The sequence below is a fragment of the Streptomyces niveus genome (assembly GCF_001723055.1).
GTDB lineage: Bacteria > Actinomycetota > Actinomycetes > Streptomycetales > Streptomycetaceae > Streptomyces > Streptomyces niveus.
Window position 1 is genome coordinate 1 of the sequence record NZ_MDCR01000301.1, and the last position, 12889, is coordinate 12889.

Consider the following 12889-nt stretch of genomic DNA (forward strand, 5'->3'; position numbering starts at 1 on the left):
GCACGGGCGGGGTCGGCACGGGCGGGGTCGGCCGATGAGCGCCGTCACCGCGCCCGCCGCCGGGCGTACGTCCGCACCCGACCGGACCGGCTCCGGCGCCTTCGCGGGCACCGGGACGCTGATCCGCTTCGGGCTGCGCCGGGACCGGGTCCGGATCCCCGTGTGGATCCTCGCGCTGTCGCTCGGCACGCTGTCCACGGCGGGCGAGTTCACGACGCTGTACTCCACCGCCAAGGAACGCGCCACGGCCGTCAGCAGCATGGACAGCCCCGCCGCGCTCGCGATGACCGGACCGCGCCACTACCTCGACGACTACAACATCGGCGCGATGATGGGCCACCAACTCCTCGGCTTCATGGCCGTGCTGGTCGGCCTGATGAGTGTCCTGATCGTCACCAGGCACACCCGCAACGAGGAGGAGACCGGCCGCGCCGAACTGGTGCGTTCCACCGTCGTCGGCCACCACGCCCACCTCGCGTCCGCGCTGGTCGTCGCCACCGTCGCCAACCTCGCGCTCGCCGCCCTGCTGACCTTGAGCGTCCTGTCGACGGGCGTCGAGAGGATCGGCACCGGCGAGGCGCTGCTGTACGGGCTCGCGCACGCCGCCGTCGGCCTCGTCTTCGCGGGCGTCGCCGCCGTCACCGTACAGATCACCGCCCACACCCGCGGCGCCTCCGGCATGGCACTCGCCGTGATCGGCGTCGCCTATGTGCTGCGCGCCTCCGGCGACGTTGGCAACGACGCGCTGTCCTGGCTGTCCCCGATCGGCTGGGCCCAGCGCACGTACGTCTTCGTCGACAACCGCTGGTGGCCGCTGCTGCTCTGCCTGGCGCTCGCCGCGCTGACCGCCGCCGGCGGCTTCGTCCTGAGCACCCGGCGCGACGTCGGCGCGGGTCTGCGCTCCGCCCGGCTCGGGCGCCGTACGGCCTCCGACGCGCTCACCCGGCCCATCGGCTTCGCGCTGCGCCTGCACCGGGCGACGCTGTTCGGTTTCGCCGCCGGGCTGTTCGTGATGGGCGTGATGTACGGCTCCATCCTCGGCGAGGCCGCCGACATGATGAAGGACATCGAGCAGGTCCAGGAGGCGCTGGCGAAGATCGGCGGCGAGTCCGTAGCCGAGTCGTTCGCGTCGATGGTGATGGTCGTCGTCGCCGTCGTCGCCGCCGTGTACGTGGTGATGGCCACCCTCCGGCCGCGCGCCGAGGAGAGCGCGGGCCGCGCGGAGCCGCTGCTGGCCACCGGGCTCTCCCGGGACCGCTGGGTGGGCAGCCATGTGGCCGTCGCACTCGCCGGCGGTACGGCGCTGCTGCTCGTCGCCGGTCTGGGCTTCGGGCTCGCGGGCGCGGCCTCGGTCGGGGACGGCGGGCTCGTCCTGCGACTGGTCGGCGCCGCCCTCGCGTACGCGCCCGGCCTGTGGGTGACGGTCGGCGTGGCCGTCGCGCTCTTCGGCTGGTACCCGCGGGCCGGGGCGGCGGCCTGGATCGTGCCCGTGTACGCGTTCCTGGTCGGGTATCTCGGGTCGATCCTCCAGTTCCCCGACTGGATGAACAACCTGTCGCCCTTCGGGCACGTACCGAAGCTCCCGGCCGCCGACATGAGCTGGACCCCCCTGCTCGTCCTCACCGCCGTGGCGGCCGGGCTGACCTGGCTGGGACTCGCGGGCTTCCGCCGGCGGGACCTGGAGACGAAGTGACGGCCGCCGCGCTCCTGGTCACATCTCCACCAGCAGCTCCTTGACCCCCCGGATCACATAGCCCGGCTTCCACTCCGGCTCGGCGACGAGCCGGAGTGCCGGCGCGCGGCGCAGCAGCTCACCGAACGACGCGCCCAGTTCGAGCCGCCCCAGCGCCGCCCCCAGGCAGTAGTGGATCCCCGCGCCGAACGTCACGTGCGGATTGTCCGGGCGGGTGAGATCGACGGTGTCCGGGCGGTCGAAGCGGGCCGGGTCGCGGTTGGCGGAGCCGAAGAGGAGCGCGAGTTCGGCGCCGCGTGGCACGAGCGTGCCGTCGATCTCGATGTCGTCGAGCACCCACCGCTCGAACATCTGGAGCGGAGTGTCGTACCGCAGCAGTTCCTCCACAGCTGTGGACAACGACGCCTCACCGGAGCGCAGCGCCGCCAGCTGCTCCGGGTGCCGGAACAGCGTCCACCAGCCATTGACGGTGGTGTTGACCGTCGCCTCGTGTCCCGCGTTGAGCAGGAGCGCACAGGTGGAGATCATCTCCTGCTCGCTCAGCCGGTCCCCCGCGTCCTGCGCCGCGATCAGCGCCGAGAGCAGGTCACCACCGGGCGCTGCCCGCCGGGCGGCGATCAACTCCCGCAGATAGGCGGTGAATTCGAGCGACGACCGGACCGCCCGCTTGGCCGCGTCCTCCGTCGGATTCAGCTCGTACATCGCGCACATGTCGGCCGACCAGGGCCGCAGCAGCGTCCGGTCCGCCGCCGGGACGCCCAGCATCTCGGCGATGACGGCGACCGGTAGCGGCTCCGCCACCTCGGCGAGCAGATCTCCGCCGCCCGCCGCGCACAGCCCGTCCACCAGCTCGGCGGCCAGCCGCCGCACGGTCGGCGCCAGCACCTCGACGGTGCGCGGCGTGAACGCCTTCGAGATCAGCCGCCGGATCCTAGTGTGGTCAGGCGCCTCCAGGTCGAGCAGACCGTTGCCGTTGAGGATGTGGAACGGTTCGTGCGCCTCGGGCGGCGGCGTACGGCCGAACTCCTCGTGCGTGAAGCGGTGCAGATACGTCCGCCCCAGCCGCCTGTCCCGCAGCAGGGCCGACACATCGGCGTGATGCGGCACCAGCCACTGCCGCGACGGCTCGAAGTAGTGCAGCCGCCCCCGCTCACGCAGCTCCGCGTAGGCGGGATACGGGTCGGCGACGAAGCCGGGCGACCACGGGTCGAAGGACGTGGAGTGGGACGACGCGTGGGACGACGCCTGGGGTTCGGGTGTGGGCCGCGGTTCGGGTGTGGGCCGGGACTCTGCCATACCCGAACGCTACTGACCCCGGTCTGCCCGGTACACCCACCCCGTCCTCACCCCGTCCTCACCCGGGAGTGACCAGCCTCGCCTCGTACGCGAACACCGCCGCCTGCGTACGGTCACGCAGCCCCAGCTTCACCAGGATGCGGCTGACATGCGTCTTGATCGTGGACTCGGCGACGACGAGATGGGCGGCGATCTCCGCGTTGGACAGGCCCTGCGCGATCAGGACCAGCACCTCCGTCTCCCGTTCCGTCAGCTCCCCCATCTGTGCCAGCGCGGGCGGGCGCGGGGCCTCCGACAGCTTGGAGAACTCCGTGATCAGCCGGCGCGTCACCGTCGGCGCGAGCAGTGCCTCGCCGGAGGCCACCACCCGTACCCCGTCGGCCAGTTGGCGCGCCGACGCGTCCTTGAGCAAGAAGCCGGAGGCCCCCGCCCGCAGCGCCTGATACACGTACTCGTCCAGGTCGAACGTGGTCAGGACGAGGACCTTCGCGTCCGCGTCCGCCGCCACGATCTCGCGCGTCGCCTCGATCCCGTTCAGCTCCGGCATCCGGATGTCCATCAGGACCACGTCGGGGGCGAGGGCCGCGACCTGGGAGACGGCCTCGCGGCCGTTCACCGCCTCGCCCACGACCTCGATGTCCGGCATCGCGTTCAGCAGCACCGAGAAGCCCTCGCGGACCATCACCTGGTCGTCGACGATCAGCACACGAATCGTCATGACCGCTCCCCGCCTGCCGCCGGGGCGACGTCCTCGCTCGCGTCGTCGTCCGAGGAGGCCACCGGTATGAAGGCCGCCACCTCGTAGCCACCGTCCGGCAGCAGCTTCGCCGTCATCTCGCCGTTCAGCATCGACACCCGCTCCCGCATCCCCGTTATGCCGTGCCCGGCGCCCGGTGAGGGCTTCACCAGTCCTCGCGGCGGCGTGTTGACGATCCGCAGCCCCAGCCCGCCGAGCACGTACGAGATCTCGACCGCGGCCGTCGCCCCCGGCGCGTGCCGCAGGGCATTGCTGAGCGCCTCCTGAACGATGCGGTACGCCGACAGCTCGACGCCCTGCGGCAGTGCCCGGAACGCTCCGGTGACCGTCTTCTCCACGGTCAGACCCGCCTCGCGGACATTCGAAAGCAGCCCTTCGAGGTCGCTGAGCGTCGGCTGTGGGGCGTCGGGGGCGTCGTAGTCCTCGGCCCGTACGACCCCGAGGACCCGGCGCAGCTCGGTCAGAGCGGCGACGGCGTTCTCCCGGATGGTGGCGAACGCCTTCTCCAGCTCGGGCGGCGGATTCTCCACCCGGTACGGCGCGGCCTCCGCCTGGATCGCGACCACTGACATGTGGTGCGCGACGACGTCGTGCAGCTCCCGGGCGATGGTGGTGCGCTCTTCGAGCAGCGTGCGCCGGCTGCGCTCGACGGCGGTGACGCTGACCTGCACCGCCACCTCGTTCTTCGCGTCACGGCGGATGTGGATCGCGGAGACGGTCAGCAGGATGAGCGCCGAGAGGAAGAGCATGGGCCCGCTCGTGCCGTACCCGTATCCCCGGCCGAAGATCGTCTCGGCGAACATCGAGTACACCAGCGTGCCGACCCACATCCAGCCCGCCGTACGCGGGTTCGTCCGTATCGCCACGATCGTCATCACGGCCAGATAGGCGGCGAAAGCGGACGGTGTCCAAGGCCAGTCGCCGTAGAAGCCGCCCGCCACACCCGTGAGCGCGGTGACCGCGAGGGCCAGCCACCAGGCGGCGACCGGACGGACAAGGACGAGCAGGACCGGCGCCACCGGAACCAGGTCGAAAAGACTCGACCCGTTGGCCGTCCCGATGGCGAGCGCGAACAGCGCGCAGGCGGCGATCACGAAGTGCGGGAACCAGCCCGCGTACTCCCGTATCCCCTCGGGCAGTCGGCGTGTGATCACCCCGTCCGTCCGCATGCGAGGCAGCGGCCGGTACGCGAAGGCGTCGTGGAAAAGGGCCTGGCGCAGGCTCGAAAGCAGCCCCGCGGCCAGTCGGACTTCGGGGCTCCGGGCTTTCCCGGTCGCGGTCTTCGTGTCTGTCTTGGTCACGTTTTCAAAGGTAAAGGGAGGGACGGGTGCCGGTCGTCACCAGTGATAGGGATACTTCCCCGTCCCTCCCAGGTACTACAAGGGCACCCACGAGAGCTACACGCGCCGGAACGCGTCCGCGTTCTCGGCAGCCCACTGCGCGAACGTACGCGCGGGCCGCCCCGTGACTTCCGCCACCGTCCCGATCGGCGTCCGGCCCTCGGGCGGCGTGTTCCCGTACACCTCCAGCAGGAAGCCGATCACTTCCTCGGGCTGCCCGGCCGCCCGCCACTGCTCCAGCGCCTGCGCCTCGGTCAGCTCGACCACCTCGATCTCCCGGCCACGCGCGGCGGCCAGCGCGTCCGCCTTGTCCTGGATCGTCAGCGCCTCGGGCCCGGTGATCAGATACGACTTGCCGCCGTGCCCGTCCTCGCTGAGCGCGACCGCGGCGACGGCCCCGATGTCCCCCTCGTGCACCATGGCGCTCAGCCGGCCGACGAACGGCTCCCGCACGGTGTCGTCGGCGCGGATGCCCTGCGCCCACTCCAGCGCGTTGGCCATGAACTCGACGGGCATGAGCACGGTCCACGCGATGTCGCCCGCCATGACGGCGTCCTGGAGCGGGGTGTCACCGCCGCCGTTGAGCACGGTGATCCGGCGCACACCGGCCTTGGCCGCCAGCTCGACGATCTCGGGACCGGTCTCCAGCGCCGCGAAGCCCCCGCCGTCGAAGGTGATCAGATGCAGCCCGGTGACGCCCTCCAGGGCCGGGACGAGCGACGCCGGATCGGCGAGGTCGCCGCGTACCACCTCGACGCCGTCACCGGAGCCGGAGAAGTCGGAGAAGTCGGCCTTGTCGGGGTCGCGGGTCAGGGCGCGTACGAGGTGGCCGCGGCTGAGCAGTTCGCGCACTGTCTGGCGGCCGACGGTGCCGGTGGCGCCCGCCACGAGGAACAGGTCCGGGGTCGTGCTCGGGGCGGTGTTCGGGGTCGTGTTCGCGTTGTTCGTCATGCCCCGAAGGTAGGAGGGCTTGCGGTCAGCTTCTGTCCGCGAGTGCCCGGCGGTCCCTTCAGTACGCGAGCTGCGCCAGTTCCTCGGCCACCACCGCGCACGCGTCCGCCCCGGGGTCGACCGGCGCGTAGTGCCCGACGTCCTCAAGCAGTGTGATGCCGACCATCTCCCCGGCCCTGGCCGCGGCGTCGACATACGCCTCCGCCACGGCCTGCGGCACGACGGCGTCGTCCCTGCCCTGCACGACGGCAGTGGCGATCCCGGTGGGCAGCAGGGCCGACGGGTCGGCGCTCTCCCTACGCTCCTTCGACTCACCCTCGCCGCCGAGGAGCTGCACGAACGCTCCCGCGCACACATCCAGCTCGACGGACGTGGCGAAGTCCGCGATGGGCGTGATCGCGACGACGCCGCGCAGGCGCGGGGGCGCGTCCAGCCGCCACGGCGACCCCACGGGCAGCACATGCCGCGCGGCGGCCCACAGCGCGAGATGACCACCGGCGGAGTGCCCGGTGACCACGATCCGCCGCGAGTCGGCCTGCGGGAGGGCGTCGGCGACGAGCGCGGGCAGCGCGTCCATCACGGTGGCGATGTCGTCGAACGTGTCGGGCCAGCGCCCGGCGACGGTCTCGCCACCGGACATGGCGCCGTCCCCGCTCCCCCGCCGGTACTCCACGTTGGCGACGGCGAAGCCCCGTCGCGCCAGGAAGCCGGCGAACGGCGTCAGATGCGCCCGGTCGTACTGCGCCCGCCACTCCCCGCCGTGCAGCACGACGACCAGCGGCACACCCTCGCGCCCGCCGCGCGGCGCGTAGAAGTCGACCACCTGATCAGGGTGTCCGCCGTACGCCACGCTGACGTCCGGCTCCACCCTCGCGCGTGACATCAGCGCCTTCATCTCGGTGCGGTCACGGGGGACCGCACCGACGTCGGTGGAGTCGGCGGCGGAATCATGGGCGGCGGAATCCGACACGCTGCTCCAACCTTTCGATGAGAGACCCGAATTGACCTGATCAGCGGGGACGCTACCAGCATCCACGCCCCAGGTTTACGGCCCCGGCACCGCCCTCGCATGACGTTGCCGCAGAGGGCGCGGTCCTGCAGCGCCTGGAGCGCCGCCTCGGCCGCGATCAGCGACTCGTCGTCCGCCTTCTTGCCACTCGCGTTGATGACGACCGACCGCTGCCCGTCCTCGCTGACGGCCGTCCGAATGGTCGCCCCTTCCAGGTCACCGCCGTGTCCCCAGCGGTCTCCGCCGCAGGTCAGCGGCTGCCGCATCACCCCGAGGCCGTACTGGAGCCCGGGAAAGACCTGCTGGTAGAACTCGCTGGCCGGCACGGTCTTCCGCAGCTCGGCCATCTGGGCGGGCGGCAGCAGCCGCCCACGCTGGAGGGCCGTCAGGAACCGGTCCAAGTCGCGCTCACCAGAGATCAGTTCCCCGGCGGACGCTATCCACGACACGTTGCGGACACTGGTGTCCGTCCACCCGGTGGACCCGGGGAACTGCTGATACGTGTGCGTGTACGGCCCCTTGAGACGCGGGGCGTCACCGGGGGCGTACGTCTGCGTGAGCCCCAGCGGCCGGACGATACGGTCGCGGACCTCCCTCTCCCACGACCTGCCCGTGGCCTTCTCGACGACCATCCCGGCGAGCAGATAGCCGGTGTTGGAGTAACTCCACTCCGGCTCCGGGTCGTTCGGGTCGGCGGGCTCGAAGTCCGGCTCGTGCTTCATCGCCCGCGCCACGGCCTCCTCCGGGTCGTAGTGGTCGAACCTCGTCCGCTCGAAGTCGGCGGCCGTGCTGCCGGTGTCCTCGGTGAAGTCGTAGTTGTAGACGCCGCTGGTGTGCTGGAGCAGGTGCCGCAGCGTGACGCGGCTGCCGTCGTTCCCGTTCCCCGCCACGACGCCGGGCAGCCACTTCTCCACGGTGTCGTCCAGCGACAGCCGCCCCTCGGCGACGAGTTGGAGGACGACCGTCGACACGAACGTCTTGGTGACGCTGGCCGCCCGGAACTCGGCCTCGTGCGACACTTTCCGCCCGGTGCCCAACTCCGCCTCCCCGGCGACCGCGTACGTACGGCGCTGCCCGTCACGCACCTGTACGGAAATCCCCACGTACCCGGCCTTCTTCAGCGTTCTGGTCACCTCACGCTGCAACTGCTTCTGCGTCAGGGCCGCCCCCGCCCCGTCCCCGCCGCCCTCCTTCCCGTGCGCGGGCGCCGGCCCGGCGGACACCCCGAGCGACACGGCACACACGGCGGCGGTGACGAGCGCGGTGACCACGGGCAGGCGCGGGCGCCGTGCGGTCCTGGACTGAGGCTTCACGACCGTCTTCGACTGAGTGTTCATGACCGTCAAGCCTGGTCGGCGGGAGCGGCCGGAACCATGACGGAGGCACCCGAACCGCCGGTGGGGTTACCCACAGCACCACGTCCCGGCCCCGCGCACCCACCGCGAACTCACGCCGAATCAGGGATCTCCCGCAAGACCTCCCCCAGCACCCGCGCCGCCCGTTCCGTGTCGCGGAAGCTCACGTACAGCGGGGTGAAGCCGAATCGCAGCACGTCCGGGCGGCGCAGGTCGCCGATCACGCCGCGGGTGATCAGTTCCGGCATCACCGAAGGCGCCTGCGCGCAGCGCAGTGCCACCTGGCTGCCGCGTTCCGCGTGCGGCTCCGGTGTCAGCGAGGTGACCCGGCCCGCCGGGGCGTACGTCTCCACGCAGCGCAGGAAGAAGTCCGTCAGCGCCAGGCTCTTTGCCCGCAGTACGTCCAGCGATACGCCCTCCCACACCTCCAGCGCCGCTTCCAGCGCCAGCATGGAGAGGATGTCCGGCGTACCGACCCGGCCGCGGGTCGCGCCGTCGGCGGCGGCGAAGTCCGGCGTCATCCCGAACGGGTCCACGTGCGAGGTCCAGCCCGGCAGCGGGGAGTCGAAAGCCGCCTGGTGGCGCTCGGCGACGTACAGGAAGGCCGGTGAACCCGGCCCGCCGTTCAGGTACTTGTACGTGCAGCCGACCGCCAGGTCGACCCCGTCCGCGTCCAGCGCGACCGGCAGCGCACCCGCGCTGTGGCACAGGTCCCAGATCGCCAGCGCGCCCGCGTCGTGCAGGGCCGCCGTGATGCCGGGCAGGTCGTGGAGCCGGCCCGTGCGGTAGTCGACGTGGTTGACGAGCGCGGCGGCCGTACGCGGGCCGACCGCGCCCGGCACGTCCGCCGCGGACACCGGCATCAGCCGCAGGCCGGTCATGCGCGCCGCCGACTCCGCGATGTAGCCGTCCGACGGGAACGTCTCGGCGTCCACGAGGAGTTCGTCGCGCTCCTCCCCGGCCAGCCGGGCAGCCGCCACAACCGCCTTGAAGACGTTGACACTTGTGGAGTCACCGACCACGATCCGGCCCGGCCCGGCGCCGACCAGCGGCGCGATCCGGTCGCCGATCCGCTCCGGCGCGGTCCACCAGCCGCCCTCGGTCCAGGAGCGGATACGCAGCTCGCCCCACTGCCGGGTCACGACGTCCTGGATCCGTTCGGGCACATGGCGCGGCAGCGCGCCGAGCGAGTTGCCGTCCAGATAGACGGAGTCGTCGAGCGCGAACAGCTCCCGGCGCGCGGCCAGTTCGTCCGCCGCGTCGAGTTCGGCGGCCCGCTTCACCAGCGCCTCTGAGACCTCCAACGGCTCAGACATGGCTACGCGCCGTCCACAGCTCCGGGAACACGTTCTTCTGCGCCCGCTTCTCCAGCCACGCGACCCCGGCGGACCCGCCCGTCCCCGTCTTGGAGCCCATCGCGCGCCGCGTCGCCACGAGATGGTCGTTGCGCCAGCGCCACACCAGCTCGGCGACGTCCGTCAACGCCTCGCCCAGCCGGATGACTTCACCGTTCTGGTCGGGCTCCGCGTACACCCCGGCCCAGATCCCCTCGACCGTCTCGGACGGCTCGTACTTCTGCGTGAGGTCCCGGTTCAGCGCCGACGCCGGCACCGGCAGCCCGCGCCGGGCCAGCAGGCCCAGCACCTCGTCGTACAGGCTCGGCTCCTGAAGCGCCTTCTCCAGCTCCGCGTGCACACGCGGCGCGCCCCGGTGCGGTACGAGCATGGACGCCGACTTCTCGCCGAGCAGGAACTCCATCCGCCGGTACATCGCCGACTGGAAGCCGGAGCCGTCACCGAGCGCGCTGCGGTACGAGTTGAACTGCGCGGGCGTCAACTGGCCCAGCGGCGTCCACGACGCGTTCAGCGCCTCAAGCTCGCGCACCGAGCGCTTCAGCGCGTCGACCGCGACCGGCACCCGGTCCTCGCGCAGCGCGCGCGACGCGGTCTCCCACTCGTGGACGATGACGGTGAACCACAGCTCCATCACCTGGGTGGTCACCAGGAAGACCATCTCGCCCGGATCGTCGGACACCGGGTGCTGGAGGTGGGTGAGGACGTCCGCCTGGACGTAGTCCTCGTACGGGGTCGTACCGGCGAAGTCGAGGTTCGGGGAATCCGAACCGGCTCCGGAGGCATCGGGGTGCTGCGACATCTCTGTCTCCTCGATATTGCTACCGGGTAGCGGTCCGCCCCTTCCAATCGGCATCGGAGCTCCGGTCCCCTGTTCGCATCATAATCCCGACTTCAGGAGACCGCCGGGCCTGTGATGTACGTCCCGTCCTCCGCGTACGGCCATGCATTCGCAACGCAGCCGTACAACCCCTTGATCTGCTGCATCATCGCCGGGGCCGGCTCGCCCTCGCCGCCGCACGTGATGTGGCCCCGGCCGAGGCGGTGGCCGACCTCATGGTTGATGATCAGCGCGCGGTACTCGGTGACCGGGCCGTCGAACTGGTCGGACCCCAGCACCCACCGCTTCAGATTCACCACGACCGTACGGCCGACGGTGCAGTTCACCTCGCCGCGCGTGAGCAGGCCCGCGGCGCCGCAGATCCGGTCCACCGTGCCCGGCGTCGCTATCTTCACGTCGAAGTCGGAGGGGCCCGAGCCGACGAGCTGGAAGGAGTTGCGGCCGTCGGCGGTCCAGCCCCGGGGGTGCGCCAGGATTGTCTCGATCTCGACGGCGGCGTCCCGCTCGGACAGCTCGATGCCCTCCTCGACCTGGACCCTGTAGCGGCGCACGGTGGCGCCGGAGCCGACCGGGGAACCGGCGGAGCGGGCGGTGGTGAAGGTGCCGGGGCCGTTGTCGGGTATCGGTATACGGCGCGCCGTATCGACATCGGCGGACGCGCTGGGGCTGGGGCCGGTGCTGAGTGACGGGGCCGGGGCCGGGACCGGCTCGTCGGACGCCGGAGACAAGGGCTCACCGGCCTCCGCGTCGCCCGCGTGCCCGCCGCCCGGCCATCCCGCGAGGGCCACGCCCCCGCCGACGAACACGGCGGCCAGACACACGCCGATGATCACGGCGCGGGTGCGCGGACGGCGCCCCGCTGCGAGACGCTTGCCCACGATGTACTTCTCCCTGCGTTCGACCGGAGTCAACGGGGAGAGGGTGCCGGGGCCTCGTACCGGATTCGATGGCGTGTGCGATCGTATCGACCGCACACGGCAGGCCCGTGGCCGCCGTAGCCTTTCGGACGTCCACGGACCTGCGGAAAGTTACCGGTCCGCGAACTCAGCCGAGGGTGTCGGCCGCCGCCGGCGAGGAGTCGCGCAGGAAGACCGAGCAGCGCTCGTACTCCTCCTCCTCGCCGATCGCCTGCGCGGACCGGGCGAGCGCGTGCAGCGCCCGCAGGAAGCCGCGGTTCGGCTCGTGCTCCCACGGCACCGGGCCATGGCCCTTCCAGCCGCTGCGGCGCAGGGAGTCCAGGCCCCGGTGGTAGCCGGTACGGGCGTACGCGTACGACTCGACGACCCGGCCGTTCTCGAACGCGTCGTCGGCGAGCTGGGCCCACGCGAGGGACGAGGTCGGATACTTCGCCGCGACGTCGGCGGGCGCCGTCCCGTTCGCGAGGAGCTCGCGCGGTTCGGGGTCGTCGGGCAGGTGGGTGGGGGGCGGTCCCCCGAGGAGATCTTTATGGATGGCCATGCTTCCGAGTGTCCCAGGTCGCGCCGGATTCCGTGGCAGTGGTGCGGGTTTGCCACCGGCAATCGCCACCGCGCTCACGGGCCTGCCCAGGCGCCGCGCTCAGGTGACGCCTCCGGCCTCTCCCCCCAGCTCCTTCCGCACGGCTCGCGGCTCCAGCGGCGGCGCCGAGAGCCCGCAGTTCACCTTGCACTGCGGCAGGCTCGGCGCGGCCTCGGCGGTCTTGTCGACGGCCGCCGGCGTACGCACCAGCGCCCACGCGATCAGCGACCCGAGCACCAGCACCCCCGCGCACATAGGCATCGCCCGGTCGAACGCCGCGTCGAACTGCGTCGGCGAGCGGTACACCTCCGGCCCCGCGCCCGCCAGCAGCGGCAGCGCGGCCACCGCGATCAGGCCCGCGGCGCGCGCAGCCGCGTTGTTGATGCCGCTCGCCAGGCCCGCGCGCGAGCTGTCGACGGACGCCAGGACCGTCGCCGTCAGCGGCGCGACCAGCGTCACCATGCCGAGGCCCATCACCACCAGCGCGGGCAGTACGTCCCGTACGTACGAACCGTCCGCCCCGGCGCCCACCCGCAGCATCAGCAGCAGCCCCGCCGCGCACAGCAGCGGCCCGACGGTGAGCGGGATACGCGGCCCGATCCTGGCGCCCAGCTCGCCCGACCTGGCGGAGAACAGCAGCATCAGCACGGTCGTCGGCAGCAGTGCCGTGCCCGCGCCGAGCGCCGAGTAGCCCGCGACGACCTGGAGCTGCAACGACGCGAGGAAGAAGAAGCCGCCGAACGCCGCGTACACGCACAGCGTCACCAGGTTCACCGAGGTGAACCTGGTGACGCTGTG

Annotated in this window: 12 protein-coding genes; 1 reads left to right on the forward strand and 11 read right to left on the reverse strand. The window is 71.8% G+C overall.

Going from position 1 to position 12889, the window contains the following annotated elements:
• The first annotated feature begins 34 nt into the window (after positions 1-34).
• Positions 35-1693 (forward strand): ABC transporter permease, encoded by a 1659-nt coding sequence (locus tag BHU15_RS29270; RefSeq protein WP_069629918.1) that lies wholly within the window; start codon positions 35-37, stop codon positions 1691-1693.
• Between the two features lie 18 nt (positions 1694-1711).
• Here the strand turns inward: BHU15_RS29270 and BHU15_RS29275 are convergent, their stop codons facing one another.
• The 11 genes from BHU15_RS29275 to BHU15_RS29325 all read right to left on the reverse strand — a co-directional run.
• The gene (locus BHU15_RS29275) at positions 1712-2989 is read right to left on the reverse strand and encodes a cytochrome P450 (protein ID WP_079128450.1); all 1278 of its coding nucleotides are present in this window, start codon (positions 2987-2989) and stop codon (positions 1712-1714) included.
• A 58-nt stretch (positions 2990-3047) separates the two neighbouring features.
• Positions 3048-3707 carry a response regulator gene (locus BHU15_RS29280; protein ID WP_023539810.1) on the reverse strand — a complete coding sequence of 220 codons (660 nt, stop codon included), beginning with the start codon at positions 3705-3707 and terminating at the stop codon, positions 3048-3050.
• On the reverse strand, positions 3704-5047 hold the full coding sequence (locus BHU15_RS29285; RefSeq protein WP_069629919.1) for a sensor histidine kinase: 1344 nt from the start codon (positions 5045-5047) through the stop codon (positions 3704-3706). The genes BHU15_RS29280 and BHU15_RS29285 overlap by 4 nt, the downstream gene beginning before the upstream one ends.
• A gap of 96 nt (positions 5048-5143) precedes the next feature.
• Positions 5144-6037 (reverse strand): NmrA family NAD(P)-binding protein, encoded by an 894-nt coding sequence (locus BHU15_RS29290; protein WP_069629920.1) that lies wholly within the window; start codon positions 6035-6037, stop codon positions 5144-5146.
• Between the two features lie 58 nt (positions 6038-6095).
• The gene (locus BHU15_RS29295; protein WP_069629925.1) at positions 6096-6932 is read right to left on the reverse strand and encodes an alpha/beta hydrolase family protein; all 837 of its coding nucleotides are present in this window, start codon (positions 6930-6932) and stop codon (positions 6096-6098) included.
• The gene (locus BHU15_RS29300; protein ID WP_069629921.1) at positions 6929-8383 is read right to left on the reverse strand and encodes a serine hydrolase domain-containing protein; all 1455 of its coding nucleotides are present in this window, start codon (positions 8381-8383) and stop codon (positions 6929-6931) included. The genes BHU15_RS29295 and BHU15_RS29300 overlap by 4 nt, the downstream gene beginning before the upstream one ends.
• Before the next feature lie 110 nt (positions 8384-8493).
• Positions 8494-9717 (reverse strand): kynureninase, encoded by a 1224-nt coding sequence (kynU, locus tag BHU15_RS29305; protein ID WP_069629922.1) that lies wholly within the window; start codon positions 9715-9717, stop codon positions 8494-8496.
• Positions 9710-10555: a tryptophan 2,3-dioxygenase gene (locus tag BHU15_RS29310; protein WP_069629923.1), complete on the reverse strand. Its 846-nt coding sequence runs from the start codon at positions 10553-10555 to the stop codon at positions 9710-9712. Before BHU15_RS29310 ends, kynU begins: the two co-directional genes overlap by 8 nt.
• 92 nt (positions 10556-10647) lie before the next feature.
• Positions 10648-11505 carry a DUF3152 domain-containing protein gene (locus BHU15_RS29315; protein WP_079128451.1) on the reverse strand — a complete coding sequence of 286 codons (858 nt, stop codon included), beginning with the start codon at positions 11503-11505 and terminating at the stop codon, positions 10648-10650.
• A gap of 133 nt (positions 11506-11638) precedes the next feature.
• The gene (locus BHU15_RS29320; RefSeq protein WP_023539818.1) at positions 11639-12052 is read right to left on the reverse strand and encodes a DUF3151 domain-containing protein; all 414 of its coding nucleotides are present in this window, start codon (positions 12050-12052) and stop codon (positions 11639-11641) included.
• 99 nt (positions 12053-12151) lie between these two features.
• Positions 12152-12889 (reverse strand): MFS transporter (locus BHU15_RS29325; RefSeq protein WP_141726901.1); only part of this gene is annotated, 738 nt, incomplete at its 5' end.

What these genes read in the sequence shown, in the direction of transcription:
- BHU15_RS29270 (WP_069629918.1), top strand. Translation starts at nt 35, where the DNA reads ATGAGCGCCGTCACCGCGCCCGCCGCCGGGCGTACGTCCGCACCCGAC.
- BHU15_RS29275 (WP_079128450.1), bottom strand. Translation starts at nt 2,989, where the DNA reads ATGGCAGAGTCCCGGCCCACACCCGAACCGCGGCCCACACCCGAACCC.
- BHU15_RS29280 (WP_023539810.1), bottom strand. Translation starts at nt 3,707, where the DNA reads ATGACGATTCGTGTGCTGATCGTCGACGACCAGGTGATGGTCCGCGAG.
- BHU15_RS29290 (WP_069629920.1), bottom strand. Translation starts at nt 6,037, where the DNA reads ATGACGAACAACGCGAACACGACCCCGAACACCGCCCCGAGCACGACC.
- BHU15_RS29295 (WP_069629925.1), bottom strand. Translation starts at nt 6,932, where the DNA reads ATGAAGGCGCTGATGTCACGCGCGAGGGTGGAGCCGGACGTCAGCGTG.
- BHU15_RS29300 (WP_069629921.1), bottom strand. Translation starts at nt 8,383, where the DNA reads ATGAACACTCAGTCGAAGACGGTCGTGAAGCCTCAGTCCAGGACCGCA.
- kynU (WP_069629922.1), bottom strand. Translation starts at nt 9,717, where the DNA reads ATGTCTGAGCCGTTGGAGGTCTCAGAGGCGCTGGTGAAGCGGGCCGCC.
- BHU15_RS29310 (WP_069629923.1), bottom strand. Translation starts at nt 10,555, where the DNA reads ATGTCGCAGCACCCCGATGCCTCCGGAGCCGGTTCGGATTCCCCGAAC.
- BHU15_RS29320 (WP_023539818.1), bottom strand. Translation starts at nt 12,052, where the DNA reads ATGGCCATCCATAAAGATCTCCTCGGGGGACCGCCCCCCACCCACCTG.